The organism is Legionella resiliens (assembly GCF_021344005.1).
Taxonomy (GTDB): Bacteria; Pseudomonadota; Gammaproteobacteria; order Legionellales; family Legionellaceae; genus Legionella; species Legionella resiliens.
Map to the genome: position 1 here is coordinate 569192 of NZ_JAJTND010000005.1, position 21092 is coordinate 590283.

Here is a 21092-nt window from a genome sequence, read left to right on the forward strand (position 1 = left end):
CCTTATAAAATAAGTCGCAATTCAGTATGCAATAAGAAACAGGGCAAAACAAGATCAAACTTATCCCAAAATGTTACTCTCCTATACGTAATGTATTAATCTTAAAAAATAGCGTGTTGAAATTCTTCACACGCTCTATATACTGCATCTATCCCTTTGTTTGTATTAAAAAAACTCATGATGAACCTTCGATATTTTTTTTATAAAAACGCCACTCGCTGCATACGAAAATTACAATCTTTATTTGGTTTAAAAACTCTTGGTTCCCGTGCCATTATTTTAAATCATAACCATCAGATCCTTCTGGTAAAACATACCTATCAGCCGCATTGGTATCTTCCAGGTAGAGGTGTAAAAAAAGGTGAGTCCGCTAAAGAAGCAATAATACGTGAATTAAAAGAAGAAGTAGGCATAACCCCCACTGAAGAGCCACAACTATTTGGGATTTATTTTCATACTTATATGGGAGTATATGACTATCCGATAATCTTTATTATTAAACACTTTATCTCAGCAAAAGCCTATTCTCCTGAAATTGAACAAATGGCTTGGTATGATTACAACAAATTACCGGATATGGTGAGCCCAGGAACGAAACGTAGGCTTGATGAGTATTTTGCTCAAAATGCAAAATCAGATAGATGGTGATGCTTATAGGCTCTCTATCGTTTTCCCAACGATAGAGTCCTAATAATACTTTTTGTTAAGCAACTTCTGTTTGTGATAAAACATGAGTTAAATGATCAATGTCACTTTCATTATTAAAATAATGTAACGAAATCCTGATTCCTCCATCGCGTTGGGTTACCCAAATATTATTTTCTTCCAATTTTTTCATAACCTGTTCTAAATTGTTAAAGGGGCCCAATAGAGTGATTCCCGATCTGTAAGAACCAGGATAATCAGATTTGATAGGAATATTGATTGCTTTGACCTTCTCAACTAAATAATTTGTGAGCGATTTAATTCGTTCACTGATTAAAGGGATACTGATTTCATTGATTAAATCCAAAGCTGCATCTAAACCAGAAAAAATGGTCATATTATCCCAGCCAAGTTCAAAAATTCGCGCTGTATTATAAAACGAGCACTTTCCATCGAAACTCATCGCACTTTCTACACTTCGCCAACCGACAAGGCTTGGTTGTAATTTTTTAAAGAAGTCCGGATTAATATACATAAATGCAATTCCTTCCCCACACCCCAGCCATTTATAACAAGAACATATTAAAGCATCGATTTTTTGCTTTTCCACATCGATAGGGAAAGCACCAATTCCTTGGGTTCCATTCACGATAAAGTTTGCATTTGGACAATATTCCTTAATAAGTTCCAAAGGAAGCTTATAGCCATTTCCATAATGAATAAAGCTAGTAACAATCGATGAAATTTGATTCATATTTTTGCTTGAAATAGCTTCGAGCAATTCCTGTAAAGAATCTACCCAGTGGATGTTATGACCATTATTATTCCATGGCAAAACTGTAGATCCAAAATCGTTTTTTGCAATTAAGACAGAATTTTGGGGTTCAAGAGACTGGGCTATCGCGTTCATGCCAAACGATACATGAGGTATAAAAGCGATGTGCTCTTTATCTGCATTAATTAATTTTGCTATTTTTTCCCTGCAATGTTCCATTATTTGAATGTTTTCTCCGAAGACTCTTCCACCCATCTGAGCAACAATTTCATATCGATTTTGAATTGCTTTAAGTACAGGTAAAGGAAGCGCCCCGCCTCCAGCAGTCATAAAATAGGTTTGTTGTTGTACCACAGGATAAAGATCTCTGATTGCATCCCAATTTATCATAATAATTTTACCTCTTCTCTTTGCACTTAAAACCTGGGAGATTCTCACAAGTTTCTCTATTCTTCGTACCGCGCTTTATGCGCGGTATCAGGAGAGCTTGCCTTTGAGGAAACAGGCTTAAAGTGCGAATATGGACGTGAACGAATCTATAGAACCAATTAGAAGTTAATCTGTAAGCGTTCAGCAATTTCACTTTCACTTAAATTATCAAGTTTATAAAGTGTTCCTGCTTTTGCTTTAGCTACTCCTAATTTGTTTGCTAATGAATTAGGGTTATAAACAGTGATTTTCTCAATATCAATATTTAACTGTTGCTTAATCTTCTCTTTTACGTCGTTAATTAATGCATTTTTCTTATCCTCACTTAAGCTTGAATTAAGTTCGATTTTAATTTCTATCTGCTCATTCTTAGAGATAATTTGATAATCGCAACCAATTTCTTCAAATTGGAAGAGGATCTCTTCAATTTGAATTGGAAATACTGAGAGTTTGTTTTTGGAACAGTATATCTTATCCGCAGCCCGGCCAAGTACGTGAATCACGGGTGTATCGTATTCACAGCCGCAATTAAATTGGAGCGTTCCAAAATCACCCGTTTTGTAACGCAATAAAGGCATATAATTTACATTGGTATTGGTTAAAACGATGTTACCTATTTCATTTTCTTGATCTACGGGAGTTACAAAATCATCTTTAAGTAATTCAACAATCAAATAAGGATTGGAGGGCAAATGGTAGTTATGCTTGCTGCACGAAACCAAACCTCCACTATCCAGCTCAGTCAAACCATATACGCCGTGTACCGAGGCGCCTCCATAGACTTTACTCAGTCTTTGGAACTTCGCTTTTGAAATAATTTCACCGGTTAAGATTATTTTCTTTATAGAAGATTTGCATGGATCAATACCTTGTTCTGACATTGCTTGTGCATAGCGAAGGGTTTCCAGGGGTCTTCCAATCAGAAGCTCCGGTTTTAACCGCTCTATAAGTTCGATTACTTTTTGGGGCATACATACTAGAGTTTTTACCCCAGCTGGAATAGCAGTGATCCCGGCTTTGGTTAATCCTGCAAAATATTTTATTCCAATCGGATTCATTTCAAATGGAAGTGCAATTATAGCGCGCTTCACTTCATCTTTATCTAAGTTAAGCCAATCAAAAATGAAGTTTGCGAATTCCCCACCTCGTTCGGGTCCGAGATCAGGGATAACTGGGAAAGGATTTCCTGAAGTTCCACTTGTTTCGAAATATGAAGGTGGATTGCTTTCTAACACTTCATTAACCAAGACAGATATATTAGGTACATTTTTATCAATTAACGGAAAATGTTTTAAATCATTCAAGGAATCAATAGGATGTTCTATATGCTGATAATAATCCTTATAAAATTGAAAATGGCTTTTAACATGCTCTAAAAGTTGATTAAAACGACTACATAATACTTCTTGATCATTCAAGTTAAGAAAATGGCTGGACATATTTACCTCAAGGAATGTTACAAATTAAAAAGTCCAATGTCCCTTAAAATTGGGACATTGGATGTAATTTGAATAATATTTTTAAACAGTTTCAACAACATCTTCGAGTTCTTTCGCACCAAGAGTATAATTGCCTTTGATACGTCTCATCAAATATCCTGCATATTCAATGGATTCATATTTTGGCGGAACATTGTTGATAACCAGCGGAGAAATATGCGCATGCATATTAGGCTCAAAGAAAAATGGAATTGAATATCTTTCTTTTCCTGAAATGTTGATAACACGATGTGGTGTAGAAATATAAGTGTCATTACTTAGTCTGCGTAACATATCCCCTGTATTCAGGACAAATGCATCTTCTAAAGGTTCAACATCTAACCAGGAATCATCCTGTTGTTTCACCTGTAAGCCGCCAAGGGAGTCTTGAGCCAAAATGGTGAGTATTCCATAATCAGTATGTGGTGCAATACCATATTGATCTTCAGGGATAATATTAGGCTGTGCTGGGTAGTTTTGTAACCGTAAGAAAGTAGTCGGATTGACAAAATATTTATCTAAAGCGTAGTAGTCCTGTCCCATTGAAAGAGAAACCACGCGAATTAAATTTCTTACTAACACGGTTAATTCATCTCGATAATGAATTAATGTATTCTTGAATTCAGGCAGTAATTTTTCATCCGGCCATTGATTTGGTCCAGCAAGATTAATTCCCATTTCAAAATCGGGATCATTGGCATCAACTTCATGCCCGAGAATAAACGCTGAACTCTGATTCGGTTTTATTGCCTCTCCCAGTGTTGATACTGAGAGAATCGACGTAGCAAACGGCATGTAGCCTCTAAAAAATTCATTTTGAATGATTTTAAGTTTTGCTTCTTCTGGAAGATGATGAAATAACTTAGCCTGCTCAAAAATAGAATTTACCAAACATTTCGAAATTCCATGATTTTTAATATAAGCAAAACCAATATTACTGTAGATATACTTAAACTCTTCTGCCAATCCCATTAAGTCCTGCTTCGTTTTTGCTGTACGCAAAGCAGATACATCAATTACAGGTATTTGATCATATATTTTCATTTGATTTTCCTAGGCAACTATTTAAATTAATTGCTGGTATTAGCAGTAGAAGAATAGGGTTGAGCATTTTTTTTCTTAAAACGAAGATACAACCATTGGCATTTATCTTGATCTTCTTCAGAAAGGAATAACTCACGAGTTTTAGCCATACCAACAGTAAGTGGTTTAGGATAAATAATAAAATCGTACCCCATTTTTGCCCACATTGGCATAACGATTGGGCACTCTTCTATTAAGTAATCCAAACCGTGTCTAAATAATGTATCTTTATCGGTCAACGGGTTGATAAGAGAAAGTCTATCAATATAAGTAAGAACATTCGTTTGGATAGCTTCTGCATATTGTTTGTTTTCATTATACTCTTTGACGATTGACTCTTTTAATCCATCATAATCTGGGTGGGAAAGTAATTCGTCCCAGCGAATAATTTGATGCGGTAGTTTAAGAAGATTTAATGCATGCTGACTGCGTTCCAACCAAAGATCGCCCGCTTTTTTAGAAAATTCAGTAGCTTTTTCTAGTCCCATATTACCTCTGTGATTATGTCTTTGCAAAGTATCCGCCATGACAATGTCACATGATTTAAAAGAATATTTATTAACTAATTCAATCGTTGCTAAAAACTTACCCTTTTCATGATAAGCTTGGCCTACGCTAATAAATAATAAGGCTTTTTTACCCGTAAAATCGGGAATCTTATTTTCGCTATGATTCTCAATATCCAACTCTGAATATCTAAAAGAAGCTTTATGCGTATTTAGCTCATCTAATGAAATGGCACTGGGTTCTTGTTCAATTTGGAGAGAAGAAAACATAGACTGTTGAGTAGAAAACATAGTTAGCAATCCTTGAGAAAAATATTTATTAATTTTTTTATGCAACTAACAACTATTGAACATCATGAACTCTAATAATCTTTTATGAGATTTATATAAACACATTGTTAGATGTGGGCGAATTATGAGGCTTTTTTTATAAATGCGCAACAATTTTAAAAGGTGGTTATGATTAAATCTCTTTGTAAAATCAGTTGTTTTATGTTGTTGAAATAAATAGATTTTTTTATAAAGAAACAATGATGTGAAAAATCAAGAAGGTACGGGTTCTGTGCAGCAGAACCCGTATTTTAGGAGTAAAGAAAATTAATAACGATATTGCTCAGACTTATAGGGACCATTAATTGCGACGCCTAAATAGTCCGCTTGTTCTTTGGAAAGTTGCGTCAATTTCGCTCCGATGCGTCCCAAATGCAAACGAGCTACTTTTTCATCCAATAATTTGGGAAGAACATACACTTGCCTGTCATACTGAGTCGCATTTTTAAATAATTCGATTTGCGCAAGAATTTGATTGGAAAAAGATGCTGACATGACAAAACTTGGATGGCCAGTAGCACAACCTAAATTAACCAACCGCCCTTCGGCTAAAAGAATCAGGCGCTTCCCATCAGGAAAAATTACATGATCAACTTGGGGCTTAATATTCTCCCATTGGTATTTCTTTAAACTCTGTACATCGATTTCAGAATCAAAATGGCCAATGTTGCATAAAATAACCTGATTACGCATGCGCTTCATATGTTCATGAGTTACTACATGGTAGTTACCCGTAGCAGTAACCACAATATCTACCTGCTCGGCAACATCATCCAGAGTCACCACGCGATACCCTTCCATTGCAGCCTGAAGCGCACAAATAGGATCAATTTCAGCAATGAGCACAACAGCGCCTTGACCACGTAATGCCTGTGCACACCCCTTACCCACATCACCATAGCCTAAAATGAGCGCGACCTTTCCTGCGATCATCACATCCGTGGCTCGTTTTATTCCATCCAATAAGGACTCGCGACATCCATACATGTTATCAAACTTGGATTTAGTTACTGAATCATTCACATTAATCGCAGGGATTTTTAAATCACCTTTTTTGGCCATTTCATACAAGCGGGCAACACCGGTTGTTGTTTCCTCAGACACTCCTTTAATTCCAGATAATAATTCCGGGAACTTTTGATGCACGATTTGTGTCAGATCGCCACCATCATCCAGCAATAAATTAGGAGTCCAATGATTCGGTCCAGTAAGAGTTTGCTCAACACACCACCAGTACTCTTCCTCAGTTTCACCTTTCCAGGCAAAAACAGGAATGCCCTTAGCAGCCATAGCTGCAGCAGCATGATCCTGAGTGGAAAATATATTACAAGAAGACCAGCGAACCTCAGCACCCAAAGCAATCAATGTTTCAATCAGCACTGCTGTTTGGATTGTCATGTGCAGGCAACCTGCAATGCGAGCGCCTTTTAACGGTTTTGTTGCAGCAAACTCTTCACGCAAAGCCATTAAGCCAGGCATTTCGGTTTCGGCAATTGCAATTTCTTTGCGTCCCCAAGAAGCCAGCGATATATCAGCCACTTTATAATCTTGAGCCATTTTACTTCCTGCTCCTACTTTATTGACTAGTTCCATTAGAGCCCTCCTTTAGGCCATACCCCTATAAAGCTTTACGTAGCTCCGTTACTTTATCCAAACGTTCCCATGGAAGATTCTCACGTCCATAATGACCATAAGTAGCTGTTTGTCTGTAGATTGGACGAAGCAAATCATGATATTCAATAATACCTTGGGGTGTTAAGTCAAAATGAGCATTAATTAATTCAATAATTTCGCTATCCTGCAAACGACCGGTACCAAAAGTTTCAACAAAAATTGAAGTGGGCTCAGCAACCCCAATTGCATAAGAAATTTGTAGCTCACACTTATCAGCCAGTCCGGCAGCCACTATATTTTTTGCAACATGTCGCGCTGCATATGCCGCTGAGCGATCTACTTTGGAAGGATCCTTACCTGAGAAACATCCTCCTCCATGCCGCGCCATCCCACCATAAGTATCTACGATAATTTTACGACCGGTTAGCCCACAATCTCCTAAAGGTCCACCAATAACAAACCGGCCTGTTGGGTTGATAAAGTAACGTGTTCTATGTGTTAGCCATTCGCCGGGTAATGTGGTTTTAATAATTTCTTCACGCACGGCCTCGACTAAATCATTATGTCCAATTTCAGCTGCATGTTGCGTTGAGAAAACAACTGTATCTACTTCAACAGGGATACCCTTTTCATATTTTAAAGTGATTTGACATTTGGCATCAGGCCGCAACCAGGGCAATGCTCCTGATTTACGTAAATGGGCTTGTTTTTCCATCAAACGATGTGCATAGGCAATAGGAGCTGGCATGTAAACATCTGTCTCACGGCTGGCATAACCGAACATTAAACCTTGATCTCCAGCACCAAGAATTCTCGTTTCTTTATTATCTACACCTTGAGCAATATCAGGAGATTGCTTGCCTATAGCAGAAAGTACGGCGCAAGATTCCCAATCAAAACCCATTTGCGAACTATTATAACCTATATCTTTAATTACTTGTCGCGTCACCGCTTCCACGTCTACCCAAGCTTTAGTAGTAATTTCCCCGCCGACTAAAACCATTCCCGTTTTAACAAACACCTCACAAGCAACACGAGCAGCAGGATCCTGCATTAAAATAGCATCTAGAATTGCATCAGAAATTTGATCGGCTATTTTGTCAGGATGTCCTTCAGAAACCGACTCAGACGTAAAAACGTGACTTTCATTCATTAATTAATCCTCTTAAATATTTATATGTCCTATTTATTTCATCAATTGTATAAATTCATTAAATATTATTTCTATATCATGGGGTCCGGGACTGGCTTCCGGATGTCCTTGAAAACCCAATGCTGGTTTCTCCTTATGTCTGATACCCTGTAGAGTATTATCAAATAAAGAACGATGAGTAATGGAAAGACACTTGGGCAAGCTCTCTTCATCAACCGCAAAACCATGGTTTTGACTTGTTATAAAAACGCGTTTTTTCCCTTCAGTTTCAATTACCGGATGATTCGCACCATGGTGACCGAATTTCATTTTTTTGGTCATTCCACCACAAGCTAAAGCTAAAATCTGAAAACCCAGACAAATACCAAATAGAGGAATATCATGCGCCAAAAATTCCTGGGTTGCGCGAATAGCATAATCGCAAGCCTGTGGATCTCCTGGGCCATTTGATAAAAATACTCCATTGGGATTCATCGCTAAAACTTCCGCAGCAGAGGTTTTTGCCGGAACTAAAGTTAAATGACACCCCTTGTCATGCAAAATACGCAGAATATTGTGCTTTACTCCAAAATCATAAGCAACGACATGAAATTGTTGCGGCTGAGAATCCTTCCCCCATTCACCTTGGCCATCATGCCAGCGCTCTATGGTTTTTCTAGAAACTTCCTGAGCCAAATCAACACCCTGCAACCCAGAGAAGGATCGTGCTTTTGCCAAAACCAGTTCAGGGTTCCCTACATCAGTACTAATGCAAGCACCCAAAGCACCATGCTCTCGTAAACGTAAGGTTAAATCGCGAGTATCAACTCCAGCAATAGCAACTACCCCATTTTTTTTGAGCCAATCTGGAAGAGATTGCTCCGCGCGATAATTACTATGGATTATTGAAGAGTTACGAAGCACCAAACCGGCAGCCCAAACTTTATTTGACTCCATATCTTCATGCGTACATCCAGTATTTCCTACATGTGCTGTAGTCAAGGTAATGATTTGTCGTGCATAGGAAGGATCAGTGAGCATTTCCTGATAACCGGTTAAAGAAGTATTAAAAACCAACTCTCCGACACAATCGCCTGTTGCCCCCACCGAAATACCCTCATAAACGGTACCATCGGCTAATACTAAAATTGCTGGTTGGTTCATCATGGATCTACTCTTTTTGGTTCAACTGGAAACTCTATTGGCATTTGAACTTGCATCTTGGATGCAAAAAACATATCCCAGACTTCGCTGACAAGGGTTTTTCCGGCTAGAGCTTTGCTTCATCCGGAAGTGATTCATATTCCTCGACACTTAAGTTCAAAAAATGCACATTTCGATAAATGTGCAATTGTAACTTACTTATTTCAAAATTTCATGTCTTCGAAGAATTTTTTCACACCTGCAAACCAAGAATTAGAGCGTGGAGAATGTTTTCCTTTAGAATTTTCCAGTGATTCTTGGAATTTATTTAATAATTCTTTTTGCTCTCGCGATAAATTCACAGGAGTTTCTATAACCACTTTACATAGTAAATCCCCTTGGCCATGCCCACGTACGGACTTCATCCCTTTACCTCTTAAACGAAATACTTTACCGGTTTGCGTTTCTTCAGGGATTTTTAAAGTGACGCGTCCTTCAAGGGTTGGTACTTCTATAGAACCACCCATAGCCGCGATAATAAAACTTATTGGCACTTCACAATGTAAGTCATTTTCATGACGTTCAAATATAGCATGTTTTTTTATGTTAATTTGTACATAAAGATCGCCAGGCCCCCCACCATGTGTACCCGCTTCTCCTTCTCCGCTTAAACGAACCCGATCGCCGTTATCAACACCCGCGGGAATTTTAACTGTAAGTTTTTTGCTTTCACGTACCCGGCCTTGACCATGACAGTCTGGACAAGGGTTAGAAATAATTTTTCCTTCACCATGACAACTAGGGCAGGTTTGCTGAATGGAGAAAAAACCTTGCTGAATTCTAACTTGTCCCATACCACTGCAGGTTTCACACGTTTTTGGTTGGGTTCCTTTTTTGGCACCACTACCACTACACGTAGTACACGCACCATGTCTAGGAACTGTAATTTGTACTTCTTTACCTTGCGCCGCTTCTTCAAGTGTTAATTGCACATTAAACTGTAAGTCAGCACCGTGTTGACCACGAGATTGGCGTCCAGCCCCTCGTCCACCCGAAAAAATATTTTCAAAAATATCTTCAAAGACGTCCCCAAAACCTCCGAACCCACCAAAACCTCCGGGTCCGCCTCGCAAGGAAGGATCAACACCCGCGTGACCAAATTGATCATATGCGGAACGTTTTTGTGGATCAGAAAGAATGCTGTAAGCGGATTGAATTTCTTTAAATTTTTCTTCTGCAGCAGAATCACCAGGATTACGATCAGGGTGATACTTCATTGCCAATCTGCGATATGCTTTTTTAATTTCAGCGTCACTTGCAGTTCGACTTACTTCTAAAAGTTCATAATAATCCCGCTGTTCCATAACTACTCACAATATTAAAAATTAAAATGGACAATGTGGTCTAGGTACAGCGAAGCGAAACCCGGAATTCCAAGCATAAATAAGCTCTTAATTCCGGGTTCCGCTTCACTGTACCTAAGCTACAAAGCACCTAAGTTACTAAGTCACGATATAGCACCAATTATTTCTTATCGTCTTTAACTTCCTCGAACTCAGCATCTACAACACCTTCATCCGTTTTAGCTGATTCTTGGGATTGCGCTTGTTCTTGGTGTGCCTGCTCTTGTCCTGTTTGCCCTGCTTGTCCTTCTGATGCTTTTTTAGCATAAACTCGTTCAGCCATTTTTGCAGAAGCATCGCTTAGCACTTTTAATTTGTCTTCAATTTGTGCTTTATCACTACCCTGAACTGCCTCTTTTAATTCGGCAATAGCATTTTCAATCCCTTTTTTCTCATCTTCGTTGAGTTCAGTTGCCAGATCTTTCATAGATTTTTCACAACTATGAATCAAACTGTCTGCCTGATTGCGCAGCTCTGCCATTTCTTTAAATTTCTTATCTTCATCAGCATGAGATTTAGCATCTTTGACCATTGCTTCCACTTCTTCATCACTCAAACCACTGGATGCTTTAATGACAATTGATTGAGCCTTCCCTGTCGCTTTATCTTTAGCAGAAACATTTAAGATACCGTTTGCATCGATATCAAAAGTTACCTCAATTTGGGGTACGCCACGTGGTGCAGGAGGAATATCACCTAAATCGAAGCGGCCCAAAGATTTATTCGCTGACGCTTGATCTCTTTCACCTTGCAACACATGTACAGTAACAGCTGTTTGATTATCATCTGCGGTAGAGAATACCTGGTTGGCTTTAGTGGGAATTGTGGTATTTTTCTCAATGAGTTTGGTCATTACGCCACCCATGGTTTCAATACCTAAAGATAAAGGCGTTACGTCAAGCAACAAAATATCCTTTACTTCACCAGATAATACTGCAGCTTGGATGGCAGCACCTACAGCAACTGCTTCATCAGGGTTAACGTCTTTACGCGGCTCTTTACCAAAAAACTCTTCTACTGTTTTTTGGACTAAAGGCATACGGGTTTGCCCCCCCACCAAAATGACTTCATTAATTTGTGATACAGTCAGTCCAGCATCTTTCAATGCGATTTTACAAGGCTCTACAGTACGCTCAACCAGCTTCTCAACCAAAGACTCCAATTTGGCGCGAGTCAATTTGATATTTAAGTGTTTTGGTCCAGAAGCATCCGCTGTAATATAAGGTAAATTAACATCTGTTTGCTGTGCTGAAGAAAGTTCAATTTTTGCTTTTTCAGCGGCATCTTTCAGTCGTTGTAACGCTAATGGATCGTTGTGTAAATCAATACCAGTATCCTTTTTGAATTCAGAAGCCAGGTATTCAATCAAAGCCAAGTCAAAGTCTTCACCGCCTAAGAAAGTATCACCATTTGTTGCGAGTACTTCGAATTGATGTTCTCCATCAACTTCTGCGATTTCAATAATTGAAATATCAAAAGTACCACCACCAAGGTCATACACAGCAATGATTGAATCACCGCGTTTTTTGTCCATGCCATAGGCAAGAGCAGCAGCAGTAGGCTCGTTGATGATACGTTTTACATCAAGACCTGCAATACGGCCAGCATCTTTGGTTGCCTGGCGTTGAGAATCATTGAAATAAGCAGGTACGGTAATCACCGCTTCTTTCACTTCTTCACCGAGGTAATCTTCGGCGGTTTTTTTCATTTTACGTAGTACTTCAGCAGAAATCTGTGGTGGTGCTTTGTCTTGATCTTTCACACGAACCCAAGCATCTCCATTGTCTGCTTTAACAATCTTGTATGGTACCATTTTGATATCTTTTTGTACAACCGCATCTTCAAAACGACGACCAATCAATCGCTTAATTGCAAATAGAGTATTATCCGGGTTAGTTACTGCTTGACGTTTTGCAGATTGTCCAACCAATACTTCACCGTCATCTGTATAAGCGACGATGGAAGGAGTAGTGCGGTGACCTTCACTGTTTTCAATAACCTTAGGTTTATCACCCTCCATGACAGCAACACATGAGTTGGTGGTACCTAAGTCGATTCCTATAATTTTAGCCATTCTATTCTTGCTCCAAAGTAATAATTTCTAATGCGATGATTCTTATATGGGGTATAACTTGCCAATTTCAACCCACAAAGCGCACATTTTTATTTTTTTGATACGACAACACGCGCTGGTCTAATCACGCGATCACTGAGTTTGTATCCCTTTTGGAATACCGCTAATACTATATTGGGTTCTGCATCGGGTGCAGCCTGCATAGACATTGCTTCATGAAGCTGCGGATCAAAGGGCGTGCCCATAGGGTCAATTTGCTGAACCTCGAATTTCTTCAATACATCCATAAAAAGCTTCAAAGTTAATTCCAAACCTTCGTGCATTGATACATCTTCTGCTTTAACAGCCAGCTGCAAGGCTTGCTCCAGGCTGTCGATCACCGGTAATAAATCAGTAATTAACTTCTCAACACCATAACGATGAGCATTCGCTACCTCACGCTCAGCACGGCGACGTACATTATCCAACTCCGCTTGGGCACGGACAGCTTTTTCCCAATTTTCATGAGATTGCTGTTCAGCAAGAGTGAGTTTTTCACTCAATTCAATGTAATTTGGATGATCTAAAGAAGGTTCCAGGTGTTCTATCTCTTCAGGCAGATCTAGAGTACCTTCAGGATGCTCAACTTCTTTGGATTCTTTAGATTCATGTTCTTTTTTAAGTTGATGCCAATTTCTTTTATCTTGTTTTTTACTCATGCAATGACTCCTAATCCGACAGCTTAGCAAGGTGAAAACCAAAGATGGGGGCACCTGATAAGATTTCAAGCCTTTAAATTTTTTTATTTATAGAACATCGAATAGCACAGAGTAACCCGTTAAATTAAAGATCTTTTATTTCAAAAATAGTTATTTTTTTAATTAGATCACACAATATAAGTATAAAGTAGTATAATTTGAGTCCAAATTATTATATTTATTGCCAAACAGGTAGTTACCTAATGTATACAACTTTTGAGACTCTCATAGAAGATACTGCAGAATGTATCTCAAAACACCTTAATCTGGAACAACAAGTTCATTTATCCACCATTTCCACAGGAATTAATCAATTATTTCATAGCTCCCTGCAACGATGTAAGAAAAAGGCATTTTTTGAACATGTGAAGAAAGCAAATTATCCTATGGTAGAAAAATTTCTCGATAAAGAACCCCAACTATTATTTAAATATGGCGAATTAACAGAAAATTTTCCCCTTCGATCCATAACACCTTTATCTTATGCTTTTATATTTTGCGATCGTTATATGTTAAAACTCTTTAAAAAAAATATTGAAAAAAAGTGTACTGAAGAAAATAAAAAAATGATTACTTTACTTCAGGATAATCCACCCGAACATGTGGATTTAACCCATCTCTTCGATATCTATGAACATTATATTAGCTGTTGTCGTGACTGGTCCGCTCACAAGATATCTGAATCCGAACTTAATCAAGCATGGCTTAAATTGGGTAAAGCTCAGCGCAAATATTTTCCATGGACCATGTTAAAATTGTATTGCAGCACTGATTTAAAAAATACTGGAGTAGTATCTCAGGAAAAGCTGAATGATGTGCCTCAAGTTTATGATTACTATAGTGGACGAAGACATAAAATCGCATTAGATATCACACAATTAGGAGAACAGTTTGCTTTATATCATACCGTGCAGGGAGTCTATGCTATAGGAATTAAGGGATCAATGACACCTCCTCGAAATAGTGCTGCGATTCAATCAGAACTCACTGCTTTGAGAGCTTTATTTTCTCAGATGAAGAATAGTACTGATGAGTTATTAGCTGATATTTTCAACGAGGTACCTCAGCAGTGTTCCCTGAACTTTAACAAGTTCGCATAAAGAGTACTATTTGATTATAGTACCTTGAACGATGTTGTTAGTTCTTCCCGAGGTTCTTTTATTCTTTCGACAAAATGCTCTAGAAACGGTTTAACATGCTTGCAGGTATCTGGTGTCAAAGCCCCAAGTGATTTATGACCCACATAATCTGATACAAGAAGACCAGGCATAATACGTATCTTATCTTCAGGATGGTCTTCATTCCACTTTTTAATTCGTTCAATAGCAAAATGGGATTCACAATCAACCATAGTACACCGTTCATCCATTCGTTCTTCAAGCCAACCAAAAGTTTCTATAAATGGTGAATCGACATGAACATGTAATCCAACGGACTCATCATTAAGCCATCCTTTGCCTTTCTGATCGATAGGCGGCATGATTACTTCTGTATCCTCCAGTGTATATCGTGCTCCTGTTTCAGGATTAGTCGTTGTAAAAAAAACATGATAAGTTCCAATATGCTGCTCTACTACGTCTTCTTCCAATTTTTCCTCTCTGCGACCAATTGCCCCTCCTATTCCCGCCAAAAATACCTCACGTACATGCAAGTGTTCCGCCATATCGGTCATCATGGGTCCCATTACTTCTCCATAGGGCATACTTAAATTAATTATACCCACCACACCGCCTTTGGCTCCTTTAGTGGGGTAAAAGGTCATTGCACACTTACTTCCAGGCTCCGATTTTATTTGGCCATCGACATCAATGTCTTCATCTAAGCGTTCAATCTCTCTCCCTAAAATTCCCCCATTTCCTGCAATAACAAGCGCTGTATTTTGCTTTTCTAAATTAATACCTGATGATAAGAGTTTTTCTTTGAAATTTAAGATATCTTGAGTGATATCATGCTCGATACTCTGAGTGTCTCCATACACTTTGACCTTATCAACATTAACCCCTGCCATTTTAAGCGTGAGTAATTGTGAAATTAAATTGGCTTGGCTTTGGAGGCCCGCCAATGTAATTATAAAATCACCCGTTTCTTTATTAATGAATGAATAATATCTTCCTGTGGAAGGGAACCATATTTCCTCGACTAAATCAAAACCTCTGTCTTTATAAAAACCTATCATATCTTCAGTAGGCCCAAGAAAGGCCTCAAGCTGTCCATTATTCCCACACGATCGCAATAAACCTTTTAACGGTCCACCAAGTCTCATGTCGAGAGATTGTTGTATTTTATTCTCTTTCGTTTGCCCTTCAAGAGGTATAAAAAGCGTATGATTATCATTCGGATCAAACTTCTGTACACAAGCAGGAATATGAGTTCCAACCTTACTTCTATTTTCAGAATGCTCCCTTTGAGAAGGGCTCTCAGGCCCGCTTTTTCCCTTTGACCTTAATTCAGCAATAACTTTTGCCGCACTACGTACTTTATAGTTTGTACCTTGTATTGCTACAACATAGGGTACTTTAAATCCTCCACTGACTGCATAGTATGATAGCTCCTTTTGGGTTCTCAACGAAGCCTCATAAAAAAAATGCTGCTGGCGTGCTTGTTTGTGTAGTGGGCTTAGACTACGTCCCTTTTTTATATCCTCAATGATGTGTTCATCAGTTAAAGTGGGAACCCGTCTTCTTCGTGTTTGTATTTCCTGATGATTATTAGCGATTATTTCCTGCATTTTCGGATCCAATTCCGAAAATTTAATCATATTCTGAGTCCACGCTTTTTGAATAATAGGGTCTTTTAAGTTATCTGAAAAATAAAGTGTTCGAAGATGCCAATCACCAGGCGCCACATTACTTCTAGGTTTATATCCAAATATTTTTAATTGATTATTTTGAATAATCAATATAGGAGCATGACCGTTTTTCTCTGAAAGCTCCAAAAGACTCTTAGAATCCAATGGGCTATCATCATCCATTCTTTTGAGAATAATATTATAATCGCCCTTGATTGTACGGTTAAATTGCCCTTTTTCGTCAGTCTTATCTTGCTTGTCTTGACTCATTTTCACACTCTCTGGATATTAAACCAATCACTATTATTATAGGCGATTTATTGCTCATACTGTCTCATTTCAACACCATTAAAATGATTATTAAATGCACACAACAAAGGGAGAACTCATAGATGATGACACCGCCTCAATATCGTGATGCGATTCAATCTGGGACTCGAAGTACGAATGAAGTATTCGCTGATATTTTCAATAATGAACCCAGGCAATATTCTCTATGAAATTTAAGAATTATTAGTTGAAAGCCCAGGGTCTATAACAGACTCTAACAAAGTACTAATTTAAAATAATCGACTTATAGATAAAAAATACATTAATTGAATAATACAAGAACTTATTGTATGTTATTTGGTTTATGCAAAAATTAGTTTAAAGGCGCAGTTCGCTTGCAGTATGTGTTCATTTATTCCATACTTAGACTCAAAAAAGTTACATAGGTTTTTTTATGCAAAAATGGTCGCCTACGTCTTGGCTCCAGTACTCGTATTTACAAGCTGCAACTTATTCTGATAATGAACAGTTAAATAAAATTGTAGATCAACTGAGCCTTTTACCTCCACTCGTTACCAGTAGTGAAGTAAACAATTTAAAAAAAGAAATTGCACGTGCTGGACGTGGGGAAGCCTTTATTCTTCAAGGGGGTGACTGTGCTGAATCATTTAATGACTGTCGTTCGGAAATTATTAGTAATAAATTAAAAATCATTTTACAGATGAGTTTGATTTTATTGCATGGCTTAAGAAAGCCCATTATCCGTGTGGGACGCATCGCTGGTCAATATGCAAAACCCCGTTCTTCGGATTATGAAACAATTGAGGGCGTTACTTTACCCAGTTATCGTGGCGATCTGGTCAATTCTCCAGAATTTACCCAGGAAGCACGAGAACCTAACCCTAAATTATTGTTGCAAGCCTACAACTGCTCAGCGATTACCTTAAATTTTATACGTAGTTTGCTCGATAGTGGTTTTGCTAGCCTTAATCACCCCCAGCAGTGGGATTTAAGTTTTGTTGAGCATTCAAAGCAAAAGGAAGAATACCAGACTCTAGTTAAATCAATTGCCGATGCGTTGGACTTTTTAGATACTATTGGTGGAATACAATCCAGTAATTTATCTAAAGTCGATTTTTATACTTCTCATGAAGCATTGCATTTGCATTACGAACAAGCATTGACACGGCAAATGGAAGATGGTTTATGGTATAACCTTTCTACTCACCTCCCGTGGATTGGTATGCGCACCGCACAAACTGACAGCGCGCATTTGGAATTTTTACGTGGCGTAGAAAATCCTATTGGTATCAAAATCGGTCCGGGGGCCACTCCCGAATGGCTGGAAGAAGTATTGAACAGAGCGAATCCCCAGCGCGAAGAGGGACGTCTTTTGTTGTTTACCCGACTCGGAGCACGACATATAGATAAACTGCTTCCCCCTCTTATTGAGGCAGTGAGAAAAACAAAAATCCCAGTCACCTGGTCCTGTGATCCCATGCATGGTAATACAGAAACTACAACACATGGCATCAAAACACGTCACTTTGATAACATCCTTTTAGAACTAAAACAAGCTTTGGAAATTCATCGCAATATGGGTAGTTATCTAGGTGGTGTTCATTTTGAACTTACGGGTGATAATGTTACCGAATGTATTGGCGGTGCTCGCGGATTAGCACCTGATGATCTGAAAAAAGCCTATCATAGTCTGGTTGATCCCCGACTCAACTATGAACAGTCAATAGAAATGGCCATTCAATTGAGTAGGCAGTTTAGGAATGAATAACGCTCTATTTGCCAAGAGATTGGTACTTCCTAACCTTTCTTAATAGAAATCAAGTAGCAACTGTTTTGACCGTAAATTCAAGATGGTGCTACATCCGGCCTATTTTCAATTTCTTATCAAGTCGCATTGCAAAAAATAAAGACACAGCTGCCTTTCATGATTCAAAAAATTCTTTGATTTCAAATGGCGCCATTTTCATAGAGAGGATTATAATAGTCCTCACAAGATATGGGGTTCTAGAACAATGCCCCTCTATCACCTTCATCATAGAGGACTCTTTTAACAATGAGCTTCACTTCAGACTCAAAAATAATTACGATGAATACGCTTTTCCTCTATTTCAGAATGCTATTTTCTATGGCAGTTAATTTGTACACTTTGCATGTAGTATTGAATACTTTAGGTATTTCTGATTATGGGATTTATGGAGTAGTGTCCGGGATAGCAGTATTATTTTCTTTTCTCAAAAACTCGATAAATGGCGCCACTTCGCGTTTTCTGACCTTTGAATTAGGATGTAGTAGTAAAGAAAAATTGAAAAAAATTTTCTCCGCAGCATTAACTATTCATATATTGATTGCGGGTATTATATTTATATTAACTGAAACGGTAGGATTATGGGGATTGGGAAATAAAATTGTTATTCCTATAGAACGTATACCTGCTGCAAATTGGGTATTCCAATTATCTATTATCAGTATAATGATTTCCGTAATTCAAGTACCGTATAGCGCTATGATTATTGCACATGAAAGGATGAATGTGTATGCATACATAGAAATATTAAATTATACATTACAATTATTAGCTGTTTACTTTTTGTCAGTAGTTGGTAGTTTTGATAAATTAATTTTATATGCTGCGCTGCTCCTGGGCGTGTCATCTTTTATTACATTGGTATATAAGTTTTATTGTGTGAAAAACTTCTCAGCGTGCCGATATAAATTGAGATGGGAGAAGGAAATTATCTATCCAATGTTAAAGTTTTCTGTTTGGGATTTATACGGCAATATGGCTGTTGTAACAAAATTACAGGGTATAAATATACTTTTCAACTTATACTTTGGTGTGGCAGTAAATTCCGCATACAGCATAGCTACTCTAGTTGATAGCGCGATAATCAATTTTTCAGGAAACTTTCTAGCAGCAGTTCGCCCGCGAATAGTGAAATATTATGCTGCAAATGAAATAGAAAGAATGGAGCACTTGATAATTAATTCAGCTAAAATCTCATTCTTTCTTCTTTTTTTTACATCCCTTCCTCTTATTATTGAGAATCACTTTATACTCCATTTTTGGTTAACAAATGTACCTGAGTATACTGTACTATTTTGCCAATTAAACTACATAAATAGTTTGCAAGCATCCATGTTTTTTGTGCTTATATTTGCTATTCATGCAACAGGACAGATAAGATCATTTAGTTTTATTTCGGGTAGTATTTATTTATTAGTAATACCCATTTCCTATTTTTTATTGAAAGCAGGATATTCACCAATAGTACCATTTATAGTTAATACTATTTTATTTGTATTTTACTTTGCTGCATCTTTAATTATGACTCATTTATTAATTCCTCAATTTTCCCTCGGTCGTTTTTTATTTAAAGTTGTTTTTATTTGTTTTGCAACTCTTCTGATAGCCTCCATAATACCCATTTATCTACACTATTGTTTTGTAGAAGGATGGTTGCGATTTATTATTGTGGTGGTAACTTCTACCGTCTCAACCGCGCTCTCTGGATACTTTATTATGTTAAATAAGGAAACGAGGCAACACATGCGAGGAATGGTTTTTAGTAAAGTAAGTTTTAGGAAATTAAGCAATGAATACACCTAAAATATCAATTATAGTGCCGGTATATAATACAGAGAAACTTCTTCCAAGAACATTGCACGGTATTTTAACTCAAACATTTACTGATTTTGAGGTATTGTTGATTAATGATGGTTCAACAGATAATAGCGGAAAAATATGTGATGAATACGCGAAAAGGGATAGCAGGATAAGGGTATTTCATAAAGAAAATGAAGGGGTGGGTAGCGCGCGACAATTAGGGGTTATAGAAGCTAAAGGAGTTTACTCCACTCATATAGACAGTGATGATTGGGTTGAACCTAATATGTTATTGGATATGTATAAACAGATAGCAACAGAAAATAGTGATATTTTAATAACCGATTATTATTTAGATAATAAGTACATGCAACGCTGTTCTCCTTCATTGAAAGCAATAGTTCTTGCAGAAGATATACTGCGTTTCAAAGCACCGGGTTCTGTGTGGGGTGTTTTGATAAAACACAAATTGTATTTTAGGTATAATCTTTCTTTTTCTCGAACAGTTTACTGTGGAGAAGACATTTTAGTTATGGTGGAGCTGCTCTTGAATGAGCCAAAAGTAAGTTTTTTGCCCCAAGCATATTACCACTATTCCCAAGATAATAATAACTCTCTTACCCGAGGAGAAAAGAGCAGAGATAAATTATACAATCGAAGCCTATTCCTGAGTGAATTAAAATCACTTCTTGTCAAATATAACCTCAATATATCCTTGATTAGTAATTTCAATGTTAGCTATAGATTAGTTGCGATTCATAGCGGCTTACTTTCAGAAGAAGAATATAAGTTACTATTTATCGATAATAACTCTCAATATGATTGGAAGGTTTTTGGTTTTTGGCAATATGTATGTTTAAAATTGACAGATAGCCTTAATTATAAGGCTGGAATGAATCTGTACAAAAAACTTTGTTCTATTAAATACACCTCTTTAAAATTCATGGCTATTATCTTTATGAAAGTCTTCTTGCAAAATATAAAGATCACAAAATCTAAATTATTCAAGGACTCGCCATAATCGGCAGACCTCGCTTGCTTCAAAGAGAGGTTGCCCCCA

16 protein-coding genes are annotated in these 21092 nt (G+C 37.6%); 5 read left to right on the top strand and 11 right to left on the bottom strand.

The features are described 5' to 3' along the window. Positions 1-177 precede the first annotated feature (177 nt). On the top strand, positions 178-648 hold the full coding sequence (locus LXO92_RS15025; RefSeq protein WP_232891260.1) for an NUDIX domain-containing protein: 471 nt from the start codon (positions 178-180) through the stop codon (positions 646-648). 55 nt (positions 649-703) lie between these two features. Here LXO92_RS15025 and LXO92_RS15030 read toward each other — a convergent pair whose 3' ends face one another. The 10 genes from LXO92_RS15030 to grpE form a co-directional block, all read right to left on the bottom strand. Next, positions 704-1810 (bottom strand): aminotransferase class V-fold PLP-dependent enzyme, encoded by a 1107-nt coding sequence (locus tag LXO92_RS15030; RefSeq protein ID WP_182350333.1) that lies wholly within the window; start codon positions 1808-1810, stop codon positions 704-706. Positions 1811-1968: 158 nt separating this feature from the next. Next, positions 1969-3288, bottom strand: a complete 1320-nt coding sequence (locus tag LXO92_RS15035; protein WP_182350334.1) for a phenylacetate--CoA ligase family protein — start codon at positions 3286-3288, stop codon at positions 1969-1971. An 81-nt stretch (positions 3289-3369) separates the two neighbouring features. Continuing rightward, the gene (locus tag LXO92_RS15040; RefSeq protein WP_232891261.1) at positions 3370-4371 is read right to left on the bottom strand and encodes an isopenicillin N synthase family dioxygenase; all 1002 of its coding nucleotides are present in this window, start codon (positions 4369-4371) and stop codon (positions 3370-3372) included. A gap of 26 nt (positions 4372-4397) precedes the next feature. Continuing rightward, positions 4398-5207, bottom strand: a complete 810-nt coding sequence (locus LXO92_RS15045) for a tRNA-dependent cyclodipeptide synthase (RefSeq protein ID WP_182350336.1) — start codon at positions 5205-5207, stop codon at positions 4398-4400. Positions 5208-5513: 306 nt separating this feature from the next. Next, the gene (gene ahcY / locus LXO92_RS15050) at positions 5514-6839 is read right to left on the bottom strand and encodes an adenosylhomocysteinase (protein ID WP_232891262.1); all 1326 of its coding nucleotides are present in this window, start codon (positions 6837-6839) and stop codon (positions 5514-5516) included. 25 nt (positions 6840-6864) lie between these two features. Then, the gene (metK, locus tag LXO92_RS15055) at positions 6865-8013 is read right to left on the bottom strand and encodes a methionine adenosyltransferase (protein WP_182350338.1); all 1149 of its coding nucleotides are present in this window, start codon (positions 8011-8013) and stop codon (positions 6865-6867) included. 33 nt (positions 8014-8046) lie between these two features. Beyond that, a complete protein-coding gene (gene carA / locus LXO92_RS15060; RefSeq protein ID WP_182350339.1) occupies positions 8047-9159 on the bottom strand; it encodes a glutamine-hydrolyzing carbamoyl-phosphate synthase small subunit in 1113 nt (370 codons plus the stop codon). 200 nt (positions 9160-9359) lie between these two features. After that, positions 9360-10499 carry a molecular chaperone DnaJ gene (gene dnaJ, locus LXO92_RS15065; protein ID WP_182350340.1) on the bottom strand — a complete coding sequence of 380 codons (1140 nt, stop codon included), beginning with the start codon at positions 10497-10499 and terminating at the stop codon, positions 9360-9362. Between the two features lie 160 nt (positions 10500-10659). After that, complete coding sequence (gene dnaK / locus LXO92_RS15070) at positions 10660-12612, bottom strand: molecular chaperone DnaK (protein ID WP_182350341.1); 1953 nt, start codon at positions 12610-12612, stop codon at positions 10660-10662. Positions 12613-12701: 89 nt separating this feature from the next. Beyond that, complete coding sequence (gene grpE, locus LXO92_RS15075; protein ID WP_182350342.1) at positions 12702-13310, bottom strand: nucleotide exchange factor GrpE; 609 nt, start codon at positions 13308-13310, stop codon at positions 12702-12704. A 242-nt stretch (positions 13311-13552) separates the two neighbouring features. On the opposite strand from grpE, the gene LXO92_RS15080 reads away from it, so the two are divergent. Beyond that, positions 13553-14449 (top strand): hypothetical protein, encoded by an 897-nt coding sequence (locus tag LXO92_RS15080; protein WP_232891263.1) that lies wholly within the window; start codon positions 13553-13555, stop codon positions 14447-14449. Positions 14450-14463: 14 nt separating this feature from the next. Here the strand turns inward: LXO92_RS15080 and LXO92_RS15085 are convergent, their stop codons facing one another. Beyond that, positions 14464-16407, bottom strand: coding sequence for a hypothetical protein (locus LXO92_RS15085; RefSeq protein ID WP_232891264.1), 1944 nt, complete (start codon positions 16405-16407; stop codon positions 14464-14466). A gap of 454 nt (positions 16408-16861) precedes the next feature. On the opposite strand from LXO92_RS15085, the gene LXO92_RS15090 reads away from it, so the two are divergent. The 3 genes from LXO92_RS15090 to LXO92_RS15100 all read left to right on the top strand — a co-directional run bounded on the left by LXO92_RS15090 (position 16862) and on the right by LXO92_RS15100 (position 21053). Next, complete coding sequence (locus tag LXO92_RS15090) at positions 16862-18196, top strand: 3-deoxy-7-phosphoheptulonate synthase class II (protein ID WP_182350345.1); 1335 nt, start codon at positions 16862-16864, stop codon at positions 18194-18196. Positions 18197-18553: 357 nt separating this feature from the next. After that, positions 18554-20035, top strand: a complete 1482-nt coding sequence (locus tag LXO92_RS15095; protein WP_182350346.1) for an MATE family efflux transporter — start codon at positions 18554-18556, stop codon at positions 20033-20035. Next, positions 20022-21053, top strand: coding sequence for a glycosyltransferase family 2 protein (locus LXO92_RS15100; protein WP_232891265.1), 1032 nt, complete (start codon positions 20022-20024; stop codon positions 21051-21053). The genes LXO92_RS15095 and LXO92_RS15100 overlap by 14 nt, the downstream gene beginning before the upstream one ends. The last annotated feature ends 39 nt before the right edge of the window (positions 21054-21092 follow it).

Bases quoted from the DNA above. Each gene is read 5' to 3' on its own strand.
- LXO92_RS15040 (WP_232891261.1), bottom strand. From the start codon at position 4,371: ATGAAAATATATGATCAAATACCTGTAATTGATGTATCTGCTTTGCGT.
- ahcY (WP_232891262.1), bottom strand. From the start codon at position 6,839: ATGGAACTAGTCAATAAAGTAGGAGCAGGAAGTAAAATGGCTCAAGAT.
- metK (WP_182350338.1), bottom strand. From the start codon at position 8,013: ATGAATGAAAGTCACGTTTTTACGTCTGAGTCGGTTTCTGAAGGACAT.
- LXO92_RS15080 (WP_232891263.1), top strand. From the start codon at position 13,553: ATGTATACAACTTTTGAGACTCTCATAGAAGATACTGCAGAATGTATC.
- dnaK (WP_182350341.1), bottom strand. From the start codon at position 12,612: ATGGCTAAAATTATAGGAATCGACTTAGGTACCACCAACTCATGTGTT.
- LXO92_RS15035 (WP_182350334.1), bottom strand. From the start codon at position 3,288: ATGTCCAGCCATTTTCTTAACTTGAATGATCAAGAAGTATTATGTAGT.
- LXO92_RS15025 (WP_232891260.1), top strand. From the start codon at position 178: ATGATGAACCTTCGATATTTTTTTTATAAAAACGCCACTCGCTGCATA.
- LXO92_RS15030 (WP_182350333.1), bottom strand. From the start codon at position 1,810: ATGATAAATTGGGATGCAATCAGAGATCTTTATCCTGTGGTACAACAA.
- LXO92_RS15045 (WP_182350336.1), bottom strand. From the start codon at position 5,207: ATGTTTTCTACTCAACAGTCTATGTTTTCTTCTCTCCAAATTGAACAA.
- LXO92_RS15090 (WP_182350345.1), top strand. From the start codon at position 16,862: ATGCAAAAATGGTCGCCTACGTCTTGGCTCCAGTACTCGTATTTACAA.
- LXO92_RS15085 (WP_232891264.1), bottom strand. From the start codon at position 16,407: ATGAGTCAAGACAAGCAAGATAAGACTGACGAAAAAGGGCAATTTAAC.
- carA (WP_182350339.1), bottom strand. From the start codon at position 9,159: ATGATGAACCAACCAGCAATTTTAGTATTAGCCGATGGTACCGTTTAT.
- LXO92_RS15100 (WP_232891265.1), top strand. From the start codon at position 20,022: ATGAATACACCTAAAATATCAATTATAGTGCCGGTATATAATACAGAG.
- dnaJ (WP_182350340.1), bottom strand. From the start codon at position 10,499: ATGGAACAGCGGGATTATTATGAACTTTTAGAAGTAAGTCGAACTGCA.
- LXO92_RS15095 (WP_182350346.1), top strand. From the start codon at position 18,554: ATGGCAGTTAATTTGTACACTTTGCATGTAGTATTGAATACTTTAGGT.
- grpE (WP_182350342.1), bottom strand. From the start codon at position 13,310: ATGAGTAAAAAACAAGATAAAAGAAATTGGCATCAACTTAAAAAAGAA.